The organism is Kribbella shirazensis, assembly GCF_011761605.1.
Taxonomy (GTDB): Bacteria; Actinomycetota; Actinomycetes; order Propionibacteriales; family Kribbellaceae; genus Kribbella; species Kribbella shirazensis.
The window spans coordinates 2409176-2432624 of record NZ_JAASRO010000001.1 but is presented as its reverse complement, the minus strand read 5'-3'; the positions used below and the strand labels follow the sequence as shown (position 1 = coordinate 2432624).

Here is a 23449-nt window from a genome sequence, read left to right as displayed (position 1 = left end):
AGGTCGGGGCTAGGTAGAGGAGCTGCGGGTGACGGACGGTCCACTGATTGTGCAGTCGGACAAGACCTTGTTGCTGGAGACCGCGCATGCGGATGCCAACGACTGCCGGAAGGCGATTGCGCCGTTCGCGGAGCTGGAGCGGGCGCCGGAGCATGTGCACACCTATCGGCTGACGCCGCTGGGGCTGTGGAACGCGCGCGCCGCGGGGCACGACGCCGAGCAGGTGATCGACGTGCTGCTGCGCTACAGCCGCTACCCGGTCCCCCACTCGCTGCTGGTCGACATCGCCGAGACACTCGACCGGTACGGGCGTCTGCGGCTCGAGAAGCACCCGCAGCACGGGCTGGTGCTGGTGACGACCGACCGCCCGGTGCTGGAAGAGGTGCTGCGCAGCAACAAGGTGAAGCCCATGCTGGGCGCCCGCCTCGACGACGACACCGTCCTGGTGCACCCGTCGGAGCGAGGTCACCTCAAACAGACCCTGCTGAAGCTGGGCTGGCCCGCGGAGGACCTGGCCGGGTACGTCGACGGCGAGGCACACCAGATCGACCTGGTGAAGGACGGCTGGGACCTGCGCCCGTACCAGGAGCAGGCGACCGACTCGTTCTGGCACGGCGGCTCCGGTGTCGTCGTACTGCCCTGTGGCGCCGGCAAGACGATCGTCGGCGCGGCCGCGATGGCACAGGCGTCCGCGACCACGCTGATCCTGGTCACCAACACGGTGTCCGCGCGGCAGTGGAAGGACGAGCTGCTCCGCCGGACCAGCCTGACCGAGGACGAGATCGGCGAGTACTCCGGTGCGCGCAAGGAGATCCGCCCGGTCACGATCGCGACGTACCAGGTGATGACGACGCGCCGGAAGGGCGTGTACTCGCACCTGGAGCTGTTCGACGCGCGCGACTGGGGCCTGATCGTGTACGACGAGGTGCACCTGCTGCCCGCGCCGATCTTCCGGATGACCGCGGACCTGCAGACGCGCCGGCGGCTCGGCCTGACCGCGACCCTGGTCCGCGAGGACGGCCGGGAGGGCGACGTGTTCTCGCTGATCGGCCCGAAGCGGTACGACGCGCCGTGGAAGGACATCGAGGCGCAGGGCTGGATCGCGCCGGCGGACTGCGTCGAGGTGCGGGTGGACCTCGAGCAGACCGAGCGGTTCGTGTACGCGACCGCCGAGCCGGAGGACCGCTACCGCCTGGCCGCGTCCACCCCGGCGAAGTCGAAGCTGGTCCGGCGGATCGCCGAGCATCACGCCGGTGAACCGCTGCTCGTCATCGGTCAGTACATCGACCAGTTGGACGAACTCGGCGAGCGACTGGAATGCCCGGTGATCAAGGGCGAGACCACGGTCCGCGAACGTCAGCGGCTGTTCGAGGCCTTCCGCCAGGGCGAGATCACCCGGCTGGTGGTCAGCAAGGTCGCGAACTTCTCCATCGACCTCCCCGAGGCGTCGGTCGCCATCCAGGTCTCCGGCACCTTCGGCTCCCGCCAGGAGGAGGCGCAGCGCCTGGGTCGTGTCCTCCGCCCCAAGGGCGACGGCCGCACGGCCCGCTTCTACTCGATCGTCGCCCGCGACACCATCGACGCCGAGTTCGCCGCCCACCGCCAACGCTTCCTCGCCGAACAGGGCTACGCCTACACCATCGTCGACGCCGAGAACCTGTTCGCCTGAGCCGCACATCTGCAGCTCGACAGGACATGTCCGCTCGGCGGCCGGCCTCCACGCTCGGCCGACCGAGCGGTTCGGCGCAGTGGACGTATACGTACTGTCGAGCTGCCGGACATCACGCGCCGAGGCGCTGAGCCAGGGCCGCGCGGACGGTGGCAACAACCCAGTCCGGATCGCCGATGATCTGCTCGTAGGTGAATCGGAGCACCAACCAGCCGGCTGTGTTCAGCTCGTCGTACCGGTAGCAGTCGGCTGCGAAGTCCCGTCGGGATCCGTGGAACTCGAAGCCCTCGGCCTCCAGCGCCAACCTGGCACGTCGATGGCCGAGGTCCACGCGGGCATGGAATCCGTCGTGCGACACCAGTACCTGCGGTTCGAAGCCGGCGATGCCCGCACTGATCAGGAGCGCCCGGAGCATCGACTCCAAGAAGCTGGCGGCCAGCGGCGTCGCCGCGGCCGCGACCCGGCGAGCGTTCGGGCAGCCGGCGCCGCGCATCGCCGAGACCTCGGACAGCAACTCCGCCGGAAGCAGGTGTCGGGTGGCGAGGGCGGCATCTGCGACAGCAAGCGCCTCAGCGAAAGGAAGGATGCGACAACAGTCGGCGACGGTGCGGGACAGAGAGGTGATTCGGCCCTCGCGCTCTGACGAACTGACGTTGGCCCAATGCAGCACAGCCGGTGGACCAGGTCGTGGGCGGCGGTGCGGCGGCAGGATCAGATGAGGCTTCTCGGGCGCTACCAGCAAAGGCAGGCCCGACGCCGCTGCCGCGCTCACGTGCGAGAGAACACCGTCGTAGGCGAGGACCGCCACGGTGTCGGCCGGGAGACCGGGCAGCGCATAGACCCCGAGCGCGATCCGTTGTATGTCGCCGCCGGCGAGGGCCTTTGCGACGGCATGCCGCGAGACCAGTCCCGCGAGCTCGGAGGCGGTTGCCCAGCCGCCCCGGCGCTCCAGGATCTGACCGACCGATTCCATCCGGGCATGGTGCCTCAAATGCTCCGTCAGCTGCCGTTGTTCATCCACAGGCGGCAGCTCAACAGGAGGTGTCGCCCCTCAGCGCTCCCTCCCACGCTCAGCGGCCACGCCACCAGCTAGCAGTGGACGTATACGTACTGTCGAGCTGTCGGGCTCATCCGTCCAGGCGGGTGTGGATGCCGTGGAAGTGTTTTTTCATGGAGTGGGCGTAGGCGTCGGGGTCGCCTGTTGTGAGGGTGTTCAGGAGGTCTCGGTGCCAGGCGGCGGCGTCGGCCGGGGAGTAGCGGGCGCCGGGGAGCCGGACGTCGACCTGGGCGAAGGTGCGCCAGAAGACTGACAGCAGGTCGATCACCAGTGCGTTGCCGAGTGGCTCGTAGAGTGCCTGGTGGAAGGCCCAGTCCTCGTCGGGGAAGTACTTGCCGTCGGAGGCCTTCGCCTCCATCCGCTCGACGATCGGCTCCAGGTCGTCGTACCCGTGGTCGTTGAAGTACGCGACGACCTCCTCCGCCATGCCGACCTCGATGGCCTGGCGGACCTCCAGGACGTTCTGGACGTCCCGGAGGTCGCCGGCCATCGACTGGGACATCCGGAAGGCGAGGCCGTCCTCCAGGGACTGCAGGTTGACCTCGCCGACGTACGTGCCGTACCCGTGCCGGATCTCGATGATGCCGACCGCCTGCAGCGCCTTCATCGCCTCGCGCAGCGGGTGCCGCCCGACGCCGAGCTGTGCCATCAACTCCTGCTCGTTCGGCAGCGGATCACCCGCCTTCAGCCCGCGCTCCAGGATGTACGACTTCATCGCATCCCGGATGAAGGACTGGTTCCCTGCCGCACCGCGTGCCCGGCTGAGCCCACCCGTTGTCACTGCCGGCCTCCTTGTCTAGGACCGCTCAGTGTAGTCCGGCGCGGTCGAGGAGCGGCCGGATCGCGGCGATCTCCGTGTCGCTCAACGGGATACAGGGGTACGCCGTCAGCGGGCAGTCGATCACGCCCAGCAGGAACAACCCGGCCTTGAACGCACCCAGTGCGGCCGAGCTGGCCCCCATTCGCGACCGGTCCGGCGCGTTGATGATCTCGAAGAGCCGGAACAGCCGGTCCTGCTCGTCCCGCGCCGCGGCCACGTCACCGGACACCGCAGCCTTGAACAGCCGCACGTACCCGGCCGGGTCCACGTTCCCCAGACCAGGTACGACGCCGTCGACACCGAAGGCCAGCGCGGAGTCGACCGTCACCTCGGAGCCGGTCATGATCGCGAAGTTCTCCAACTGCTTCTCGCGGCGGGAGATGACCAGCTCCCGCAGCGACGCGTCCTGCCCGGACGAATCCTTGACGCCGGCGATGACACCCTGTTCGCCGAGAGCTGTCATCAGAGCGGCGGGAAGCTTGGTGCCGACCCGTGAGGGGATGTCGTACGCGTACAGCGAGGTGTCGCCCGCGAACGACTTCAGCCGCACGAAGTGGCGCTCGATCTCAGCAGGATGTGTCGCCGCGTAGAACGGAGCTGTGGCGACCAATCCGTCCACGCCGGCCTTCAGTGCGGCAGAGACGTGTGCGGCGACCCTGTTGGTCGACGTGTCGATGACACCGGCCAGCACCGGGACCTGTCCTGCCACCTCGGCGACAGTGGTTTCCAGCACGACCTGTCGCTGCTCGTCGGTCAGGAACGTGCCCTCACCGGAGGTGCCGAGCACGAACACGCCGTCCACACCTCCGGACAGCTGGTGCTGGATGAGCCTGGCCAGCGATGCGGTGTCGACGTCGTATTCGGGGGTCAGCGGTGTGACCAGCGGAGGTACGACGCCGGTCAGATGGGCGGATGCGGTCAAGGGGTCTCCCAACCTCAAAGGGCGAATGTGGCAAAGCGCAAGGTCGCGAAGGACGAGGTCTCACCGGCCTCGTAGAAGATGCCGACTCTCCAGTCAGGTCCGTCCGGCAGGAGGACGAGGTCGGAGTACCCGGCCATGCCCTCGTGCACGACCAGGGCCGGCTCCCACGACACGCCGGAATCCGCACTGACGAAAACGGTCAGTTCCCGGCGTGACGTGGGGTTCACCGGTGTCGACAACAGCAACCGCCCGTCCGGCAGGCAGAGCACACTGCCCTGGATACCGGGTGCGGTGATCTCGGGAATGCCGGCGTACGGCGCGTCGAGGGTCTGACCGCCGTCGGACGACCACGCGTGCACGCGGGCCGGTCCGGTGCCCTGGTGGTTGCGGGCGTTGAAGTACAGCCGCCCGTCCGGCAGCTCGGCGACGGTGGTCTCGTTCGCGTTGATCTCCGCGCCGTCGTTGCGGTCCACGAAGCCGACCGACCACGTGTGCCCGCCGTCGTCGCTGTAGATGCAGTGCCCACCGTTCAGCCGGATCAGATCGTCCACGGGCTCGGACGGCACGAACGAGTGGTTGGCCGGTACGACGAGACGCCCGGAGCTGGTCGTGATGCCGTGGCACGGACCGGTGGCGTACCAGCCCCAGTCGCCCGGCTTCACCTGCTGGGTGATCTCCACAGTAGGGGTCCACGTCGCACCGTCGTCCGACGAGCGCTGCACGAAGACACGCCGGCCGGAGACCGGATCGGTGCCCCGGGCCAGCGACATCTCGACCGCGTGCGCGCCGTTCTCCACCGTCACCAGCACGAGGTCACCCGACGCGGGGTCGACCAACGGCACCGGATTTCCACAGGTCTTGCCCGGCATCGCGGACACCACCTGCAGCGGCAGCCAGGTCCGGCCGCCGTCGAGCGAGCGCCGCAGTACGACCTCGATCTCGCCCGCGTCACCGGGCCCGTGCAGCCGGCCCTCGCAGAACGCGAGCACCAGGTCGCCACGCGCCAGCACGGACGGAATCCGGAACGTGTGGTAGCCGCTTCCCGCCGGATCGAAGACTGGCGCCGAGATTTCCAGCGCGCCGACTCTTGAAGACATAGGACGTACTATGTCATGGTGTGGCCCTCCGATGGAAGTGAGGCCTCATGCCGGTCAGCAGAAGAACTTTCCTCGGCGGTGGTCTGGCCGCCGCCGCTGTCGCGGTCACGGGTACGCCGCTGCTGGCGGGGTGCGCGTCCGACAAGAAGAACACCGCCGCGGCGAACGCGGCCGTGAAGCTGCCGACGTACACGAAGTACGGCGAGATCACGCCGGACCTGCCCGGCACCGACGTGGTGCTGGACGGGTTCCTGAAGTACCCGGCGAATCCGGTGAAGGCGATTGCCGAGGCTCCTGGTGACGGCAAGCCGATCACGTTCATGACGAACATCCCCGGTGCCATCCCGCCCGCCGCCGACAAGAACCAGTTCTGGCAGGAGCTGAACAAGCGGCTCGGCTCCGAGCTGCAGATCAGCATGGCGTCGAACGACGAGTACAAGGACAAGTTCGCCACCCGGATCGCGGGCGGCGACCTGCCGGACATCCTGAACATCCCGCCCGACACACCGCAGATCCCCGGCCTGGTGAAGTCCAAGTGCATGGACCTGACCGAGCACCTGTCCGGTGACGCGATCAGCAAGTACCCGTTCCTGGCGAACATCCCGACCGAGTTCTGGAAGGGCTGCGTCTTCAACGGCGCGATCTACGGCGTCCCGGTACCGCGCGGCATGTCCCGGACGTCGGGCGTCCTCTACCGGGAGGACCTGCTCGCTGCGAAGGGCATCAAGGACCCGGCACCGAAGAACTTCGAGGAGTTCTTCGCCCTGGCCAAGGAGATGACCGCGGCCAAGCAGAACAAGTGGGCCTGGACCCGGGTGCCGCTGTCGACCATCCGGCAGATGCTTGGTATGCCCAACGTCTGGAAGCAGGAGGGCGGCAAGTTCAGCTCGATGTACGAGCACGAGGCGCAGGAGCAGGCCCTCGAGGCCGGCCGCAAGATGGTCGCCGCCGGCGTGATCAACCCGGACGCGTTCAACGACAAGTCCAGCGCCCGCAAGCAGTGGTTCAACGGCGGCGCCGCCGCGTTCGACTACGACAGCTTCGTGGCCTGGAACCAGTACTACGCCGACAGCACCGCCGGCGAGGCCTTCGCGGTGAACATGCTCGACGTACCGGGCTTCGACGGCGGCCAGGGCACGCCCTGGATGGGTGGTGCGCTGAACAACGTGACGTCGTTCAGCAAGGACAGCCAGCACTCGGCCGAGACGCTGCTGAAGATCGCGAACTGGATGGCGGCGCCGTTCGGCACCGAGGAGTACATGTTCCGCAAGTACGGCGTCTCGGGCCGGCACTACACGTTGCAGGGCACGGATCCGGTGCCGTCCAAGGTCGGTGTGGTGGAGACCGGGATCGGCCTGCAGTACATCAGCGACTCCACGCTGGCGCTGTACTGGGCCGGCAAGCCGGACGTCCCGCAGAAGCAGCACGCGATCCAGGAGAAGCTCGCCAAGCGGCTCGTGTACGACGCGTCGTACGGCCTGTACTCCGACACCGGGTCGAAGAAGTGGGGCCAGCTGGTCAAGACGATGAACGACCTGGAGAGCCAGATCGTGCAGGGCAAGAAGCCTGTCTCGGCCTGGAAGGCGGGTGTGGAGTCCTGGAAGACCGCGGGCGGCGACAAGATCCGCACCGAGCTCGAGCAGGCGCTCGCCGACACGGCAGGGAAGTAATGCTGCAGAGATCCTCCAAGCACCCGCAGCAGCGGCTGACTCTCGGTCAGCGGCTGCTGCGGGATCGCGTCCTGCTGCTGTTCGCGCTGCCCGGGACCGCGCTGATCATCGCGTTCCACTACGTGCCGCTGCTGGGCAACGTGATCGCGTTCAAGGACTACCAGCCGTTCCTCGGGATCGGCGCCAGCGACTGGTCGGGCTGGGCGAACTTCAGCGTGATCTTCAACGGCGACCCGGCGTTCCTGCGGGCGCTGAAGAACACGCTGATCCTGACCGGCCTGCAGTCGGTCTTCGTGTTCCCGGCGCCGATCCTGCTCGCCCTGCTGCTCAACTCGCTGTTCTCCGAGCGGATCAAGCGGATCGCGCAGAGCATCCTGTACCTGCCGCACTTCATGTCCTGGGTGATCGTGGTCGCGCTGTTCCAGCAGATGCTCGGCGGCAGCGGCCTGCTGAACAACTACCTGCGCTCCCACGACCTGACGACGATCGACATCATCGGGAACTCCGAACTGTTCCACGTGCTGCTGACGTCGCAGATCATCTGGAAGGACACCGGGTGGGCCACCATCCTGTTCCTGGCCGCGCTGTCCCAGATCGACTCGCAGCTGTACGAGGCGGCGAGCGTGGACGGCGCCAGCCGGATGAAGCAGCTCTGGCACGTCACACTGCCCGGACTGCGCGGGATCATCATCCTGCTGTTCATCCTGCGGCTCGGTGACTCGCTGACCGTCGGGTTCGAGCAGATCATCCTGCAGCAGCAGGCGGTCGGCCGGGACGTCAGCGAAGTACTGGACACGTACGTCTACAACAACGGCGTACTCGGTGGCGCCTGGGGTGTCGCGGCGGCGGTCGGCCTGGTGAAGGGCATCGTCGGCGTCATCCTCGTGCTGACCGCGAACAAGGTGGCGCACATGTTCGGCGAGCAGGGGGTGTACCAGCGATGAGTCGCAAGATCGTGCAGGGCGTGCCGATGCCGTCCTGGCCCATGCGAATCTTCAAGGGGTTCGTGCTGCTGATCTTCTGCGCGGTCGTGATCATCCCATTCGTCGGGGTGATCTCGACCAGCGTCGCGCCGAACAAGCAGATCAACGAGTCCGGCGGTCTGGTCCTGCTGCCGAAGTCGATCAACTTCTCGGCGTACGAGTCGTTGTTCGCCGGCGGCGTAGTGACGCGTGCACTGTTCGTCAGCATCTTCGTGACGATCGTCGGCACCCTGCTCAGCCTGACCGTGTCGTGTCTGCTCGCCTACGCCCTGGCACGGCCCGGGTTCTCGGCGGGCCGGCCGATCCTGCTGGTGGTGCTGTTCAGCATGCTGTTCTCCCCCGGCATCATCCCGCTGTACCTGACGGTCAAAGGCGTCGGCCTGCTGGACAGCATCTGGGCACTGATCGTGCCGACGATGATCAGCGCGTTCAACGTCGTCGTCCTGCGGGCGTTCTTCATGAACCTGCCGAACGAGATCACCGAGAGCGCACGGATCGACGGCGCGGGTGAGCTGAAGACGTTCTCGTACATCGTGCTGCCGCTGTCGAAGGCGGTGCTGTCGGTGATCGGCCTGTTCTACGCCGTGGCGTACTGGAACGCGTTCTTCTCCGCACTGCTCTATCTCAACGACTCCAAGCTCTGGCCGTTGCAGCTGGTACTGCGGACGTACGTCATCAACGACACCCAGCTGGGCAGCGCCGAGCTCGGCACCGAACTGCTGCCGCCGCAGGCGTCGATCCAGATGGCGATCCTGGTCGTGTCGATCGTGCCGATCCTGATCATCTACCCGTTCCTGCAGCGGCACTTCGCGAAGGGCGTCCTGACCGGTGCCGTGAAGGGCTGAGGGGTTGCCCAGGGCAACGTCAGGGTTGCGCCTGGGCAAACCCTGTGCCACCGCCGGGTACCGTCGAACGGTATGGGGATAGAGGCTCTCGAGCGGGCGGGGCAGGGCGGGGAACTACAACAGAAAGTCTTCTGGAGGGTGGTCCGGGAAGCGGTCCTGCTGGCCACCCTCTTTTTGGTCTACAGCGCCGGACGGCAACTCGCCGCCCGGCACTCCGGGTCCGCGTTCGACCACGCTCATGAGGTGTTGTCGTTCCAGAGCTGGTTGCACCTGCCGGACGAGGCCGCGGTCCAGCACTGGGTGCTGCAGTTCCCGCAGGTGGTACAGGGCGCCAACCTGTACTACGCGAGCGTGCACGCTCCCCTCACGGCCGCCGTACTGCTCTGGCTGAGCATCTGGCGGCCCAGGGCGTACTCACACGTGCGCTGGACGATGGTGTCGCTGACCGGGCTGGCACTGATCGGTCACATCGCGTTCCCGCTGGCGCCGCCGCGGATGATGCCGGGCTTCGTCGACAGCGGGCTGCGGTTCGGGCAGTCCGTGTACGGCGCGGACCACACCGGTGGGGCCGTGAACCAGTTCGCGGCGATGCCGAGCCTGCACGTCGGCTGGGCCGCACTGATCGGGCTGTCGATGGTCCTGATCACCCGGTCGCGCTGGCGCTGGCTGTGGCTCCTGCACCCGATCATCACTTTCGGCGTGGTCGTGGTGACCGCCAATCACTACTGGCTCGACGGCATCGTGGCACTGGTCCTGCTGGCGGCCAGCCTCCCGTTGCTGCTCCGCCCGGGTCTGCACGCCGACAGGCCGACGGCCCGTAATTCAGTTCCACCGCGCAGAGTGCTCAAGTAACGTAGCTGGGCTCCCCCTACTCGCCGGAGGTTTCAGCATGCCCTCAGACACGTCCGACACTCTCCAGGCCGAGAAGGACTACCTGAAGACCTCCCGGGCGGCTCTGGCGCAGATGCGGGAGAAGACCGGCTCGCTGGAGATCCACAGCGCGGACCGGGTCAACCAGGAGTTCCTGCAGGCCGCCATCTACCAGCGGATGAAGGAGCTGGAGGACGATCCGGACGTGCCGCTGTTCTTCGGACGGCTGGACTACCTCGAGCCGACCGAGGAAACCTTCCACATCGGCCGCCGGCACGTGAACGACCAGCAGGGCGAGCCGCTGGTGGTGGATTGGCGAGCAGACATCTCGGTGCCGTTCTACCGAGCCAGCAAGACCGAGCCGATGGGTGTCGGGGTACGTCGTCGCTTCGGCTTCACGCACGGCGAGATGACGGCGTTCGAGGACGAGGACCTGACGGCGAGCGGGCCGGCCGACCAGCACAGCGACATCCTGGACGCGGAGATCGAGCGCCCGCGCTCCGGCCCGATGCGCGACATCGTGGCCACCATCCAGCCGGAGCAGGACGTGATCGTCCGGGCCGGCGTCGAGGACACCATCTGCGTACAGGGAGCACCCGGCACCGGTAAGACCGCGGTCGGGCTGCACAGGGCGGCGTACCTGCTCTATGCGTACCGTGACCAGCTCAGCCGGGCCGGTGTGCTCGTGGTCGGTCCGAACGCCAGCTTCCTGCGGTACATCGGGGACGTCCTGCCCGCACTGGGCGAGATCGAGGCGAAGCAGACCACGGTCGAGGAGCTCGTCGCGCGGGTGAAGATCGCCGGGCCGGGCCCTGCGCCGGTCGACGTACTCAAGGGTGACGCGCGGATGGCCGAGGTCCTGCACCGGGCTGTGTGGTCGCACGTGAAGCAGCCCGAGGAGGCGCTGGTCGTCCCCCGCGGCGCGCACCGGTGGCGCGTGGCGACGTACCAGGCCGAGGAGCTGGTCGACGAGCTGCGCACCCGCGGCATCCGGTACGGCGCCGGCCGGGCGATGTTGCCGCAGCGGCTGGCGCACGCCGTACTGCTGCGCATGGAGGCAGCGGGTGACTCGCCGGACGACCGGGTGCAGGATGCCGTCGCTCGGAGCCGTCCGGTCAAGCAGTACGCCGAGGCGCTGTGGCCGGCCGTCGACCCGGCGAAGCTCCTCTTCAAGCTCTTCACCGAACCCGACCTGCTGGCCGAGCACGCCGACGGTATTCTCACGGCCGAAGAGCAGGCGTTGCTGAGCTGGGAGAAGGTGCCGCGGTCACCCGCTGCGGCCAAGTGGTCCGTTGCCGACGCCACGCTGATCGACGAGATCGCTGATCTGGTCGACCGTACGCCGTCACTCGGCCACGTGGTCCTGGACGAGGCACAGGACCTGTCCGCGATGCAGCTGCGCGCTGTCGGTCGACGCTGCTCAACCGGCTCGATGACTGTGCTCGGCGACATCGCTCAGGGCACCACGCCCTGGGCCACGCCGTCCTGGGACGAGGCGCTGAAGCACCTCGGCAAGACCAGTGCCCACACCGAGGAGCTCACGGCGGGCTTCCGCGTCCCCGGTCAGGTGATCGAGTACGCCGCCCGGCTTCTCCCGTCGATCGCGCCGCACCTGAAGCCGCCGACAGCGGTACGGCGGGCACGTGGTGAGCTCACCATCACCCGCGTGCCGGACGCGCTGGCGGCCGCCGTGACGACAGTCCATGAAGTGTCGGAACGGCTCGGCTCGATCGGGCTGATCGTCCCTGACGCATTGGTCCCCGCAGCGCGGAAAGCCCTGCAGGGCATCCCCTTCTCGGTGCTCGGTGACGAGGACGACGTGGACTCGCACCTGGACGTCGTACCGGCGTCGCTGGCCAAGGGTCTCGAGTTCGACCACGTGGTGCTGGTGGAGCCGGCCGGCATCGTGGCTGGTGAGGCCGACGAGCGGACCGGACTCCGGCGCCTCTACGTCTGTCTGACCCGTGCCGTCACCTCACTGGTCGTCCTGCACAGTGAAGACCTGCCTGAGGTACTAGAAGCCCCGTGAGCCGCCGGACCGGCGCGACGAGCGCCGGGACGAGCCGCCGCCGCTGGACCGGGTCCGCGACGACCAGGACCTGCGCCGGCTCGAGCCGCTGGACCAGCCGCTTCCGTCGTCGTCAGAGCCGCCACCGGACGAGGCCGCCCAGTCACCGACGGAGCTGCCGACGTTCGAGCTGAACCGGCTGAAGCGAGCACCAGGCCGACGGGACCGCCAGCGCGACCGCATCTCCTCACCGCGGCGCCGGAAGTCCGAGTCCGGGAACCACCACTGCCGGCCGTCACCACGTGACCAGTAGCCGTCGACGTACGCGGCCAGGTCCTCGCCGTACTCCCAGTAGGGGCGCTCGACCTGCCAGCCCTTCACCATCCGGATCGCAGGCTCCTGGCCGGCCTCGTCACGGGCCTTGCAGTCCGCGCAGACGTCGACGTTGCGTGGGGCCCCCGCCTCGGGCTTCCACTCGACCTGAGTCACGCTCGGCCCGTGCCGCGGGTCGAAGAAGCACGGCGCGGTCGGCTCGGGGATCGGCTTGCCCGCGCGCACGGCGTCCAGGCACACGAGCCCGTACCGGGCAGAGCCGAGCAGGGTCGTCACAGCCTCGATGTCCTTGTCGCCCTTGGCCTGGTCCAGTCGCTGCCGCGCCTTCTCGACGGTGTCGAGCACGTCCTTGGACAGCTTCGACTGCTGCGGATCCGAGGTCGTCGGCAATGCGGAGACCTGCTGGGAGAGCGCGATGATCTCCTCGTTCAGCAGGGGCTGCACGACATTCAGGTGCGCCTTCTCGTCCTGCCGCCGCGCCCGGCGGGCCCCCAGCCCGGTCACCGTGCACCAGAGCCCGATGATCCCGGCCGCGCCACCGGCGTACGGCGCCGCGTCGACGTAGAACGGCTTGTCGACGACCTGGGCGCGCTCGATGAACCGCTTGATCATCCGCCGGTAGCCGGGTGCACAGCAGTCGACCGCCTGGTCCACCGCGTCGCCGACGAAGTACGTCGGTCCGTTGTCGGCCCGCTGTGCGGCGTGGAGCCCGCGACCCTTGCTCTGCGACGTCGCGTCGACCAGGACGGCGTACACGCCCTCGACGCCGACGCGGTCGTACAGCTGGTCCGCGATCTCCTCGCCCTCCCAGGCGAGCTCCACGGAGTACTTGCTCTCCGACGTGTTGATCTTCGACGCCGGGATGACCGCGATCCGGATCGGCGCCGCTGCGCTCTTCGCCAGCGCGTCCAGCTCCGCGGCATCATCGGCAGTCAGGTCCGTCACGGCCGGGTCGACCCAGACGCCGGCATCGCCGAGGTGACCGGCGACGGTGTTCATGTACGCGTCGGGGTCTGTGGCCGCGTGTGCGGGCAGTGTCGGCAGGGCCCACAACGCGACAACGGCGATCGCACCGAGCAGACGCTTCATCGTGCTCCTCCCGAGAGCCGATCACGGCAGGCACCGCAGACCGGGACTTCCCGGGGCCGCCCGCCAGGTGGCGTGTACATCCAGTCCGTCACGGACGTGCCGTGGCCGGGGTCGAAGAAGCAGGCGGCACGGCGTGCCGGTGCGGCTGTGCCGGCGACCTTCGCCTGTGCGCAGGCCAGCCGCCAGCGACCGTACTCGACCGTGGCTCGCACTTCCCGCAGCGCGTCGTCGTCCGGTTCCCCGTCGACCACGCGGCCGGCCTCGGCGTACGCGTCCATCGCCGCTTGCACATCCGCTGTCTTCTCGGTGATGTCATTGCCCTCCAGACGCACGTCCGCGGCATCCAGTTCCTCACCGAACCGCGTGACGTCCTCACGCGCCGCCGCGCGCCGCTCCTCCACCGTGTCCACTTCGTCCGGCAGAACGTCGTACGACGGCCGGTAGAGCGCAGGACCACTGTCCTTGCCCGGACGGGACTTCCACCAGCGCAGCGCGAGCCCACCCGCAATCAGAACGACGAGCACGATCAGCAGCGGCCATAGCCACCCAGGCGTCCCTTTGGAGGCCTTCTGTACGCCGAGTTGATCCAGCACGCCGTTGAGCGTGCCGACCGGGTCGGAACGACTGTGCTTCCCCAGCTCATCGGTGAGGATCTCCGCGATCGGCGTGTCCACCCCGACCGCACTCCCCCACGCGATCGCACCACCGAACACGACCAGGTAGATGCCGTCCGCCCGCTGAGCGTCCACCAGCTTGTCGACGTACTTGCGAGCTGCTGCGTTGTTGTTGCTGTTGTTGTCACTGCCATCGTTCAGTACGGCGGCGGGCACGACCGCGATCCGAATCGCCGGGTCGTGCCCGCTCACCCGTTCGGCCAGCTCAGCCGCGTCCTCCTCCGGTACCAGTGACTGCTGCGTCGGGTCGACGTACACAGGTGACGTCTTCCAGCCGTCGACAACCGCAGCGGGATCGTTGGACCCCGTCAGGGCGGAGGCGAGCAGCAGCACACCAGCAAGCAGACGCATGGGGCATAAGACTGCCCTACTACGGGTCCTCCTCAGTCAGCGGCTGCTGGGACGTAGATGTCCTCCTCACGCTCCAGCTCCTCCACGGGCTGCAGGGACGGGTCGCGCCACAGGAGGTAGACCAGACCGAGTACCACCAGCGACAGCGCAGCGCCCAGAACAGGCAGGTAGCCGACGCCGAGCGTCTGGATGACCAGGCCTCCGACCACTGCCGACAGGCCGGCGCCGAGGTAGATCGCGGACGCGTTGAGCGAGATGAGCAGACCGCCACCGAGTTCGAGCAGGAGGTTCTGCACCGGCGGGTTGAATGCCCAGGTCAGCATGCCCCACAGCACCAGAGCGGCTCCGGCGCCGACGACGGTCGTCAGGGTCAGGTCGAGCGTGGCCATGACGGCGGTGATGCCGAGCATGAGGACGACCAGCGTGCGCAGGCTGCCGAAGCGGTCGGTGATCCGGCCGCCGAGGAAGTTGCCGATCACCGCGCCCACGCCGTACAACAGCAGCAGGAGGCCGGTGACGTTACCGGTCAGGCCGGCGGTGTGCTCGAGCAGCGGGACTATGTAGATGTACACGCTGAAAGCGGCCAGCACTGCGAGGACAGTCATCGCGAGAACGATCTGTACCCGCCGGTCGGTCACACCGGCGAAGCGTTCGCGCAGGCTGACGACCGGTGGCGCGTCGACCTTCGGCAGCGCAGCACGCTCGGCGACGGCGACCAGTACGGCCACTGCGGTGATCAGCGCGAAGACACCCTTGTAGCCGAGTGTCGGACCCAGCAGCGTGCCTGCGGGTACGCCGAGCACCAGCGCGAACGTGAGGCCACCGAAGACGATGGCTACCGCTCTACCGCGTTCCTCAGGTGGCAACAGGCTGGTGGCGAACAGTGTGGCGGCCGGCGTGTACATGGCAGCGCCCAACGCCGCGACGACGCGTCCTGCGATCAGGATCGGATAGTTGACGGCCAGCGCGGCGATCAGGTTGCCGAGCGCGGCCAGGACCAGTGCGGCGATCAGCAGCGTACGGCGCTCCCACCGGCCGGTCAGCGTGGACAGGATCGGCGCACCGATCGCGTACGACAGGGAGAACGCGGTGGCGAGCTGACCCGCCGCGGTCAGCGAGACGTGCAGCTCGGAGCTGACGTCGGGCAGCACACCGGACACGACGTACGCGCTGGTGCCGACCGCGAACGCGCCGGCGCCGAGCAGGTAGATCCGTGCGGACATTCTGAGGGCCTTCCGAAGAGTCGGTAGTTCGATCGATATCGTACTACGAAGATCATCGAACTTCGACGGGCGTCGTACTATGGACGCATGGCCACCAAAGTCCTCCCGCAGCCGGAGCAGGACGAGATCCGCGTCGAGGCGGTTCTCCAGGCGCTGGGCGAGCCCGTCCGGCTGACGATCGTCCGCGCGCTCGCCGAGCAGCCGGCCGGCATCGCCTGCGGCGAGATCGAACTCCCGGTCACCGCCTCCACCCGGGCGCATCACCTCAAGACGCTCCGCGAGGCCGGCGTCATCTCCACGCACACCGACGGCACCCGGCGGATCAGCATCCTGCGCCGCGAGGACCTCGAGAAGCTCTACCCCGGCCTGCTCAGCGGCGTCCTGTCGGCCAAGCAGTAACCAACCGCAAGCTGGCAGGCGCAGACTCGTAAGTCGTTGGAGAAGTGCGGCTGGCAGACTGAAGCAGTGGTGGAACTTCGGGCGCGGTGGGATGACCTGCTGCCGGGGTCTGCCTCGCTGGCGGACGACCTGGTCGCCTGGTACGTCGAACGCAACCGCCGCGCGTACCGCGACCAGTACCTCAACATCGTCCTCACCGCGCTGGACTCGCTCATCCAGCTCTCCACCGACCCCACCAGCGTCCGCTTGGCAGCCTGGTTCCACCGCGCGGTCCACGAGCCCGGCGGCACCCCACCCGAGGACGCCGAGGCATCGGCCCGGCTGGCCGAGCACCTCCTCCCGCAGTACGGCGTAGCGCCCATCCGGATCGCCGAGGTCGCCCGGCTGATCCGACTGACCGGTGACCTCGCCGCACCGCAGCCGGACGCCTACGCGCCACCCCGCCGCGACGCGAACGGCGACGTACTGCTCGACGCCGTGAACGCGATCCTCGCCTCCGACCCGAGCCGGTACGCCGTCCACACTGCCGAGGTACGACGGGACGCCGGGGAGCGCAAGGCCGCGCTGGAGCATCGGTACGAAGAGGTCCGCGATCTACTCGACGGACACCTGTACCGCACTCAACTGGCCCGCCAGCGACTCGGACAGGTCGCACGACTCAATCTCGAGTCGGAGCTCGCCGGACTGGACAGCGAACTCCCGGCCCCGTGGCGTGGCTGGCAGCAGGCCGCTCTGACTGCCACAGCCACGTTCACCGCCATCGCGGCCGCCGTGGTCGCTATCGCCGCATCCGGTGCGTCCTGGGAGATCCCGACCACTCAGGACGAGGCAGGCTGGCCCTCTGTCGCGCTGGCGGTCCTCTCGTTCTTCAGTGCACCAGTGCTCTTCCGCTGCGCCCGCAGCGCCAGCCAGCGCGCCCGGCTGATCGCAGGCGCCGTACTGGCGATCGCGGTCACCGGACTGCTCATCGCCTGGGCCCAGGCGCCACGAACCAACGAGGCCGTCGGCATCGGCCTCCGCGTCCCGCTGCTGATCTCAGCCCTGCTCCTTCTACTCACAGCCGGCGCCGCAGCCCTCGTGGCCTCACTGCTCCGCACGCGAACCGCCCGCTTCCTCCCAGCACGCAATCTGGGCCAGCAGCTCGCCTGGCTCGCAGTACCGGCGGCGGTTGCTCTGACTCTCCTGCTGATCGTCCAGCCGCTCTCCCGGAACTACGTGCTCTCCTCCAACGAGCGGGTCGAAGGAACACCACGCGAAGCCGGCCGAGCCAGCCCGTCCGTCCTCGACGGCGGCGTCGCCTGGGTCAGCGACTCGGTCCTCGGCACCGGCGCGGAGGAGGCGGTCGGCACTCGCTACGGCATCGCGATCCCCCGCCCGAGCGGTGTGGTCGAGATGCTCGACGCTGCCACCGGCTCGCTGCGCTGGCGCTACAGCCGCTCCGACTCCGACGAGAAGCCGGTGATCACGGCCACCGGCAACGGCGAGTACGTCCTGGCGCAGTTCGCCGACGTCGGCTACCTGCTGCTCGACGCGAACACTGGCCACCGCAAGGCCGCGTGGTCCGGCCGGACCCGCGACCACGTCATCCAGCAAGCCCAGCCGCTCCTGACCGGCGAACGCTCCGGCAAGTTGCACGGTGTCGACCCGGGTGGCCGTGAGCGCTGGACGTACGAGTCCGGTCACTGCACCGACCTGGGCGCGATCGCGACGGCCGAGACCGTTCTCGCCTTCGTCAGTCACTCCTGCGACGACCGGCCGGACCAGATGACCGCGCTGGACGTCCAGTCGGGCAAGAAGCTGTGGACCAGGACCTCGGCGGACACCTATCGCCGGCCGGTGGTGGTGGCCGGTCTGGTGGTCGTGGCCGAGCCTGGCGGTGACGGCGACGTACCTGCCGCGCTGACCGCGATCGAGCCGCGGACCGGCGACATCCGCTGGCGCTGGGAGGTACCGCGGACCTGGGCCTGCCGGACGCTGCTCAACGCGGCCGGGAAGTACCTGATCGTCGTCGACTGCCCTGGTCCGAGCAGCCTGGAGAACCGCCGGACCGTTGTGACGGCCGTCGACGCGAACACCGGCCTGACCGCCTGGCAGACCCTTGCCCCGGTCAGCCCGCGGATGAAGGTCACCGTGACCGCGGACGGCCGCGTCGTCTCGCTGAGCCGCGCCGCCGGCGGCTGCGTCGCGAACGTGATCGGCCGGGCCGGGTTCCGGCAGGCCCGGCTGCCGGCCGGCATCTCCTGCAGCCGCGATCCCCGGGCCGTCGGCAACCTTGTCCTGACGTCCGGCGCGAACACGGTCATCGCCCTGCGATAGTCACACCCCGTAGCCGACCGGTGTGGACGGCCGGTTCGTCGACCCCGGAGTGTGATCTGTACCGCAATTCCGTGCCTGGAATTCGTTGTCGGGCGCACCTGTCGAAGCGGTCAGGTGACGACCCGATATCGCTTTGGCCACGGACCGATCCGGGATCCCCGGATCGGTCGGCCTCGACTCCCAACGGGTGTCAGACTCCTTAGCCATGGACCTGCGCGACCGGTGGAATCGCCTGCTGCCGCACGCGCAGCCGTTGGGCGACGATCTGCTGGCTCGTTACGCAGAGCAACATCGCCACTATCACGACCGGCAGCACCTGACCGAGGTGCTCGAGACGATCGACGAACTGGCGGCGTACGCCGACGATCCGGACACCGTCCGGCTGGCGGCCTGGTTCCACGACGCGATCTACGACCCGCAGGCCGACCCCGGCGAGAACGAGGAGGTCTCGGCGCAGCTGGCCGAGCTCGAGCTGGCGGCGTACGGCGTGGACGCCGACCGGGTCGCGGAGATCGGGCGGCTCGTCCGGCTGACCGCGAAGCACGACTGCGCCCCGGACGACCGCAACGGCGCCGTGCTGTGCGACGCCGACCTGCGGATCCTGAGCATGCCGGCGGCACGGTACGACGAGTACGCGGCCGGGATCCGGCAGGAGTACGAGCACGTCGCCGACCGGGACTTCGCCCGTGGCCGGATGTCGTTCCTGCAGAGTCTGGGCGAGACGCGGCTGTACGCGACCGACCGGGGCCATGAGGAATGGGAGAGACCTGCCCGGGACAATCTGAACCGGGAGGTCGAGTCCCTGGGCCCTAGGGCGGCCCGACCGATCGGCGGGCTGATCCCGGTCATCTACTTCGGCGCCGCGCTCGGTGCGATCGTCGCCTCCTCGGTCCTGCTGGGTCGCGGCCTCGGGGCGGCCGCCAAGTGGCCGGCCGACCCGTCCGACGTCAGCGGCTTCCCGGTGTGGGCGCCGATCGCGGGTACGGCGGCAGCGGCCGGACTGGCCTGTGCGTGGTTCCGGAGGTCGCAGCAGCGGCTGGTGACCGTTCCGGCGATCGTCTTCGCCGCTGTCGGCATGATCGCGATCGGAGTGTGCTGGTGGCGCTGGCCGGCGGCACAGCCCGGTGCGGCGATGTCGGAGCGCTGGCCGTACCTCCTGATCGCTTCGGTGGCTCTGGTGCTGGCCGGGGCGTTGCTGGCACTGGCACGACGGCTACGCCTCGCACCGCCGTACGCGCAGGCTCCTCCGCGCTGGCTGGGTGTCGGCGCGACGGCTGTGTGCGGGACGCTGCTGGCGTGGGTCGTGGTCTCGGCCGGCGAGCCGTTCGTCCAGGCGCGGTTGGAGACCGCCAACACGGTCAGTACGACGACCACGATCGAGCCGACCCAGCAGCCGGTCCAGCTCGACGGGACGCTGGCCTGGAGCCGCGAGGTGCCTGCGACCGGCGCCATCACCGGTACTGCGGGCGGAGTCGCTGAGCTGCGGCCGGACGGTGTGGTGATGTCCGATGCGGCCACTGGTCAGATCCGGTGGCGCTACTCGCGGGCCGACGTACAGGACGCTGCCTCCAGTGGCTCACGCGGTCTGGTGGTGTCGGCGGACGGGAAGGTCATCGCGGCGCATCTGCCGCGTTCGCAGTACCGACGGCCCGCGGGCATCAAGCTGCCGACGTACGCCGTACTCGACGCGGTGACCGGGAAGGTGCTGACCGAGGTCGACACCGACGGCACCGCACTGGCCGTCGACGCGGACCGGCTGCTCGTGGCTGAGGACAACTACGTCGTCTCGCACGGCGTGAGCAGTCCGACCCACTGGCGGGCTCAGGTGCGCTGCACCGTGTCGCAGGGTGAGCTGGTCGGTGACCAGGCGGTCGTCGTCGACGCCTGCGCCGGCAACGGCGCCGTCGTACGCGGTCTGGACCTCAAGACCGGTGCGCAGAAGTGGGAGGTCGATCTGGGCGCGCGGATCGACCTGAGTGCCGAGCTGGACCCATCGACATGGGTCGGCGAACTGGTCGCCGTACCGGACACTCGGGAGGTCTCCGGGCTGATCTGGACGGGCGCCGCGGGCGGCACGCTGTACCAGTGGTCGGTGGACATCGGCGAGGGCCACATCATGTGGACCACACCCGTACCCGGCACACCACGTCCGCGACTCGGCTCGTCGTCGTGCGACGCCCAGCTGGCCGCCACGCACGCCTCACTCGTACTGATCACCTGCCGGACCGGCAACGAGCCCGGACAGCCCCAGACGTACGACGTGTCGGCGTCGAGCCCTGCCGACGGTACGCCGCAGTGGCACCACCTTCTGCAGGTACCGCCGAAGCTGCAGCAGCCGGAGTACCCGCGCAACGGGTTCGGACTGCTGCCGGACGGACGCGTGGTCACACTGATGCCGCAGGCGAACGGCAGCTGCTCCCCCGTCATGATCGGGACCACCGGTGTCCAGTCGCGGCCCATCGTGCCCAGCCCGAACACCGAGGCCGTCGCCAAGTCCGAAGAGGTCACGTGCGACAAGCCGGCCGTCACCGTGGCCGCGGCCCGTCCGGTCTTCTCCGACGGCACCCGCCTCTTCGCCCTGAACTAGGGAATTTCCGTTGCCGTAGGCAGCGTTGACACCTACCGTGATCCGCATGTTCCGCGTGGTTTTCGAGTTCGACCTGTCAGGCAAGGGCCTGACGGGCGCTCCCACGTGGGCACCGTCAGTTGATTGCACCGGCACTCGAAGCTGACCCTCCTCCTGCTGAGCAGGACCCGCGGAGGAGGGTGGCTCTTACCGGCCCCCTCCCGCGGTGACAGCGCTGTGAGGGCTTGCCGGAGGGTCCTGGCTCACCCCGAATCTTCTGACAGACAAAGGATTTCTCATGGCCAAGAGCCAGTTCGTGCGGACCAAGCCGCACCTCAACATCGGGACGATGGGTCACGTCGACCACGGCAAGACGACGCTGACCGCCGCGATCACCAAGGTGCTCGCGGAGCGCGACCCGAGTGTCAACCGCTTCGTCGCCTTCGACGGCATCGACCGTGCGCCGGAGGAGCTGCAGCGCGGGATCACGATCAACATCTCGCACGTCGAGTACGAGACCGCGACCCGGCACTACGCGCACGTCGACATGCCCGGGCACGCCGACTACGTGAAGAACATGATCACCGGCGCCGCCCAGGTGGACGCCGCGATCCTGGTCGTCTCCGCGCAGGACGGCGCCATGCCGCAGACGCGGGAGCATGTGCTGCTCGCGCGCCGGGTGGGCGTGCCGTACCTCGTGGTCGCGCTGAACAAGGCCGACACCGTCGACGACCCGGAGCTGCTCGACCTGGTCGAGCTGGAGGTCCGTGAGCTCCTCTCGGAGTACGGCTTCCCCGGCGACGACGTACCGGTCGTGCGTGTGTCCGGACTGAAGGCGCTGGAAGGTGACCCGACGTGGACCGCCGCGATCGGTGAGCTGCTGGACGCGATCGACAGCTACGTGCCGGTGCCGGACCGCGAGCTCGGCGAGCCGTTCCTGATGCCGATCGAGAACGTGCTCACCATCAGCGGCCGCGGCACGGTGGTCACCGGTGCGGTCGAGCGCGGTTCGCTGAAGCTCGGCGACGCGGTCGAGGTCGTCGGTCTCGGTCCGACCGTGACCAGTACGGCGATCGGTCTGGAGACGTTCGGCAAGTCGCTGGAGTCCGCGGACGCGGGTGACAACGCGGCGGTGCTGCTGCGTGGCGTGAAGCGCGACGAGGTCCGTCGCGGCCAGGTGGTGGCGCTGCCGGGCAGTGTGCAACCGCACCGGAAGTTCCGGGCGAACCTGCACGCGCTGTCCACCGCCGAAGGTGGCCGGCACACCCCGTTCGCCGGGGACTACCGGCCGCAGTTCTACTTCCGGACGACGGACGTGTCCGGCGGGATCGACCTGGGTGACATCGCCCTGGTGATGCCCGGCGACACGATCGAGCTCGGCGTGGAGCTGGAGAAGCCGATCGCGATGGACGTCGGCCTCGGCTTCGCGGTGCGCGAGGGCGGCCACACGGTCGCCGCCGGCACCGTGACCGAATTGCTCGACTGAAAACGACGGCCCCCGATCTACTCGATCGGGGGCCGTTTTCTGTGCCGGAGCCCCGAAGCGATCAGCCGGCGGACCAGCTCCTTACTGGATACAGGTACGGCGCCGGCGGCGATCAGGTCGTCGTAGCGGTCACTGGGTACGTCGTAGTGGTCGCGGTCGAAGCCACGCGCCGGAATGCCCGCTGCCTTCGCGAACGCGTGCAGCTCCTCGTAGGACTCGTCACTGACCAGGTGCGACCAGATCCTGTTCCACGCCGGCCACGCGGGCGGATCGATGAGGATCATTCGCGGGCGTCCTGGGCGTCGAGCAGGTTGCGCCACGACCGGACGAACCGGGAGTTCACGTAGGCCTTCGTCCACGACCCGTCCTGGCGCACCGACGAGCCGACATGGAACCGCCGTACACCGCTCTGGAACAGCCACGGCACGTGCTCCGGCTGCAGACCACCGCCCGCCATCATCACCCCGGCCACAGCGGGATCCTCCTTGGCCAGCCTGCACAGGTCGTCCAGCCCGTGTCCGACCCCGATCGACGAGCCGGCCGTCAGAACACAGTCCAGCCCGGGCAGGCTGCGCAGTGCACGCCAGGCCGCCTGCTGATCCAGTACTGCGTCGACGGCACGGTGGAACGTCCACGGCGTACCGGCGAACGTACTGACCAGCGCACTCACCGACTCGACGTCCACCTGGTTGTCCGGGGTCAGGAACCCCAGCACGAATCCGTCCGCACCTGCGGCGAGGAACGACTGTGCCATCGCCGTCAGCCGGTTCAGGTCGGCGCCGTTGGTGGTGAACGAGTTGTCCAGCCGCAGCATCACCCGCAGCGGCAGGTCGGTGACCCGCCGGATCGCGCTCACCGTGGACACCGACGGGCACAGACCGTCCGCCTCCATCGAGGCGCACAGCTCCAGCCGGTCCGCCCCGCCCTCCTGTGCCGCCTCCGCATCCGCGGGATGCAGCGCGATGATCTCCAGCAACGAACCCATGCCCTACATCTTCTCGCACTCGCCGGAAATTCGGGTTGCACTCACCGGCGACCGTCTGTATCGTTTTTCTAGAACGATTTAGAAGA

Annotated in this window: 19 protein-coding genes; 10 read left to right on the top strand and 9 right to left on the bottom strand. The window is 68.5% G+C overall.

Going from position 1 to position 23449, the window contains the following annotated elements:
• The first annotated feature begins 28 nt into the window (after positions 1–28).
• On the top strand, positions 29–1669 hold the full coding sequence (locus BJY22_RS11965) for a DNA repair helicase XPB (RefSeq protein ID WP_167206203.1): 1641 nt from the start codon (positions 29–31) through the stop codon (positions 1667–1669).
• Between the two features lie 112 nt (positions 1670–1781).
• On the opposite strand, the gene BJY22_RS11960 is transcribed toward BJY22_RS11965, so the two are convergent.
• The 4 genes from BJY22_RS11960 to BJY22_RS11945 all read right to left on the bottom strand — a co-directional run bounded on the left by BJY22_RS11960 (position 1782) and on the right by BJY22_RS11945 (position 5565).
• Complete coding sequence (locus BJY22_RS11960; RefSeq protein WP_167206201.1) at positions 1782–2642, bottom strand: DUF559 domain-containing protein; 861 nt, start codon at positions 2640–2642, stop codon at positions 1782–1784.
• A gap of 154 nt (positions 2643–2796) precedes the next feature.
• On the bottom strand, positions 2797–3507 hold the full coding sequence (locus BJY22_RS42905; RefSeq protein WP_337758551.1) for a FadR/GntR family transcriptional regulator: 711 nt from the start codon (positions 3505–3507) through the stop codon (positions 2797–2799).
• A 25-nt stretch (positions 3508–3532) separates the two neighbouring features.
• The gene (locus BJY22_RS11950; RefSeq protein ID WP_167206199.1) at positions 3533–4468 is read right to left on the bottom strand and encodes a dihydrodipicolinate synthase family protein; all 936 of its coding nucleotides are present in this window, start codon (positions 4466–4468) and stop codon (positions 3533–3535) included.
• Positions 4469–4482: 14 nt separating this feature from the next.
• Complete coding sequence (locus BJY22_RS11945) at positions 4483–5565, bottom strand: sialidase family protein (RefSeq protein ID WP_167206197.1); 1083 nt, start codon at positions 5563–5565, stop codon at positions 4483–4485.
• Positions 5566–5612: 47 nt separating this feature from the next.
• Here BJY22_RS11945 and BJY22_RS11940 point away from each other — a divergent pair, with 47 nt between their 5' ends.
• From BJY22_RS11940 to BJY22_RS11920, 5 genes are all read left to right on the top strand, one after another.
• Complete coding sequence (locus BJY22_RS11940) at positions 5613–7235, top strand: extracellular solute-binding protein (RefSeq protein ID WP_167206195.1); 1623 nt, start codon at positions 5613–5615, stop codon at positions 7233–7235.
• Positions 7235–8179 carry an ABC transporter permease gene (locus tag BJY22_RS11935; protein WP_167206193.1) on the top strand — a complete coding sequence of 315 codons (945 nt, stop codon included), beginning with the start codon at positions 7235–7237 and terminating at the stop codon, positions 8177–8179. The genes BJY22_RS11940 and BJY22_RS11935 overlap by 1 nt, the downstream gene beginning before the upstream one ends.
• Positions 8176–9063, top strand: a complete 888-nt coding sequence (locus BJY22_RS11930) for a carbohydrate ABC transporter permease (protein ID WP_167206191.1) — start codon at positions 8176–8178, stop codon at positions 9061–9063. The genes BJY22_RS11935 and BJY22_RS11930 overlap by 4 nt, the downstream gene beginning before the upstream one ends.
• A gap of 72 nt (positions 9064–9135) precedes the next feature.
• A complete protein-coding gene (locus BJY22_RS11925; protein WP_167206189.1) occupies positions 9136–9915 on the top strand; it encodes a phosphatase PAP2 family protein in 780 nt (259 codons plus the stop codon).
• A 37-nt stretch (positions 9916–9952) separates the two neighbouring features.
• Entirely contained in the window at positions 9953–11962 is a 2010-nt protein-coding gene (locus tag BJY22_RS11920) for a HelD family protein (RefSeq protein WP_167206187.1), read from the top strand.
• On the opposite strand, the gene BJY22_RS11915 is transcribed toward BJY22_RS11920, so the two are convergent.
• From BJY22_RS11915 to BJY22_RS11905, 3 genes are read right to left on the bottom strand one after another with little or no spacing between them, the layout of a single operon-like run.
• Positions 11948–13363, bottom strand: a complete 1416-nt coding sequence (locus tag BJY22_RS11915; protein WP_167206185.1) for a hypothetical protein — start codon at positions 13361–13363, stop codon at positions 11948–11950. The genes BJY22_RS11920 and BJY22_RS11915 overlap by 15 nt on opposite strands.
• A complete protein-coding gene (locus BJY22_RS11910) occupies positions 13360–14388 on the bottom strand; it encodes a hypothetical protein (protein ID WP_167206183.1) in 1029 nt (342 codons plus the stop codon). Before BJY22_RS11910 ends, BJY22_RS11915 begins: the two co-directional genes overlap by 4 nt.
• A gap of 32 nt (positions 14389–14420) precedes the next feature.
• A complete protein-coding gene (locus BJY22_RS11905) occupies positions 14421–15611 on the bottom strand; it encodes an MFS transporter (protein ID WP_167206182.1) in 1191 nt (396 codons plus the stop codon).
• An 87-nt stretch (positions 15612–15698) separates the two neighbouring features.
• On the opposite strand from BJY22_RS11905, the gene BJY22_RS11900 reads away from it, so the two are divergent.
• From BJY22_RS11900 to tuf, 4 genes are all read left to right on the top strand, one after another.
• A complete protein-coding gene (locus BJY22_RS11900; protein WP_167206180.1) occupies positions 15699–16010 on the top strand; it encodes an ArsR/SmtB family transcription factor in 312 nt (103 codons plus the stop codon).
• A gap of 66 nt (positions 16011–16076) precedes the next feature.
• A complete protein-coding gene (locus BJY22_RS11895) occupies positions 16077–18326 on the top strand; it encodes an outer membrane protein assembly factor BamB family protein (protein WP_337758550.1) in 2250 nt (749 codons plus the stop codon).
• Positions 18327–18531: 205 nt separating this feature from the next.
• Positions 18532–20913, top strand: a complete 2382-nt coding sequence (locus BJY22_RS11890; RefSeq protein ID WP_167206176.1) for a PQQ-binding-like beta-propeller repeat protein — start codon at positions 18532–18534, stop codon at positions 20911–20913.
• A 277-nt stretch (positions 20914–21190) separates the two neighbouring features.
• Positions 21191–22378 carry an elongation factor Tu gene (tuf, locus tag BJY22_RS11885; RefSeq protein ID WP_167206174.1) on the top strand — a complete coding sequence of 396 codons (1188 nt, stop codon included), beginning with the start codon at positions 21191–21193 and terminating at the stop codon, positions 22376–22378.
• A gap of 17 nt (positions 22379–22395) precedes the next feature.
• Here the strand turns inward: tuf and BJY22_RS11880 are convergent, their stop codons facing one another.
• Both BJY22_RS11880 and BJY22_RS11875 read right to left on the bottom strand, forming a co-directional pair.
• Complete coding sequence (locus tag BJY22_RS11880) at positions 22396–22662, bottom strand: DUF4031 domain-containing protein (protein ID WP_167206172.1); 267 nt, start codon at positions 22660–22662, stop codon at positions 22396–22398.
• Positions 22659–23363: a copper homeostasis protein CutC gene (locus tag BJY22_RS11875; protein ID WP_167206170.1), complete on the bottom strand. Its 705-nt coding sequence runs from the start codon at positions 23361–23363 to the stop codon at positions 22659–22661. The genes BJY22_RS11880 and BJY22_RS11875 overlap by 4 nt, the downstream gene beginning before the upstream one ends.
• Between the last annotated feature and the right edge of the window lie 86 nt (positions 23364–23449).

Excerpts from the sequence above, each read along its gene's own strand:
- BJY22_RS11905 (WP_167206182.1), bottom strand. The coding sequence starts at position 15,611 with ATGTCCGCACGGATCTACCTGCTCGGCGCCGGCGCGTTCGCGGTCGGC.
- BJY22_RS11875 (WP_167206170.1), bottom strand. The coding sequence starts at position 23,363 with ATGGGTTCGTTGCTGGAGATCATCGCGCTGCATCCCGCGGATGCGGAG.
- BJY22_RS11945 (WP_167206197.1), bottom strand. The coding sequence starts at position 5,565 with ATGTCTTCAAGAGTCGGCGCGCTGGAAATCTCGGCGCCAGTCTTCGAT.
- BJY22_RS11890 (WP_167206176.1), top strand. The coding sequence starts at position 18,532 with ATGGACCTGCGCGACCGGTGGAATCGCCTGCTGCCGCACGCGCAGCCG.
- BJY22_RS11910 (WP_167206183.1), bottom strand. The coding sequence starts at position 14,388 with ATGCGTCTGCTTGCTGGTGTGCTGCTGCTCGCCTCCGCCCTGACGGGG.
- BJY22_RS11920 (WP_167206187.1), top strand. The coding sequence starts at position 9,953 with ATGCCCTCAGACACGTCCGACACTCTCCAGGCCGAGAAGGACTACCTG.
- BJY22_RS11880 (WP_167206172.1), bottom strand. The coding sequence starts at position 22,662 with ATGATCCTCATCGATCCGCCCGCGTGGCCGGCGTGGAACAGGATCTGG.
- tuf (WP_167206174.1), top strand. The coding sequence starts at position 21,191 with ATGGCCAAGAGCCAGTTCGTGCGGACCAAGCCGCACCTCAACATCGGG.
- BJY22_RS11915 (WP_167206185.1), bottom strand. The coding sequence starts at position 13,363 with ATGAAGCGTCTGCTCGGTGCGATCGCCGTTGTCGCGTTGTGGGCCCTG.
- BJY22_RS11935 (WP_167206193.1), top strand. The coding sequence starts at position 7,235 with ATGCTGCAGAGATCCTCCAAGCACCCGCAGCAGCGGCTGACTCTCGGT.
- BJY22_RS11960 (WP_167206201.1), bottom strand. The coding sequence starts at position 2,642 with ATGGAATCGGTCGGTCAGATCCTGGAGCGCCGGGGCGGCTGGGCAACC.
- BJY22_RS11930 (WP_167206191.1), top strand. The coding sequence starts at position 8,176 with ATGAGTCGCAAGATCGTGCAGGGCGTGCCGATGCCGTCCTGGCCCATG.
- BJY22_RS11925 (WP_167206189.1), top strand. The coding sequence starts at position 9,136 with ATGGGGATAGAGGCTCTCGAGCGGGCGGGGCAGGGCGGGGAACTACAA.
- BJY22_RS11900 (WP_167206180.1), top strand. The coding sequence starts at position 15,699 with ATGGCCACCAAAGTCCTCCCGCAGCCGGAGCAGGACGAGATCCGCGTC.
- BJY22_RS11940 (WP_167206195.1), top strand. The coding sequence starts at position 5,613 with ATGCCGGTCAGCAGAAGAACTTTCCTCGGCGGTGGTCTGGCCGCCGCC.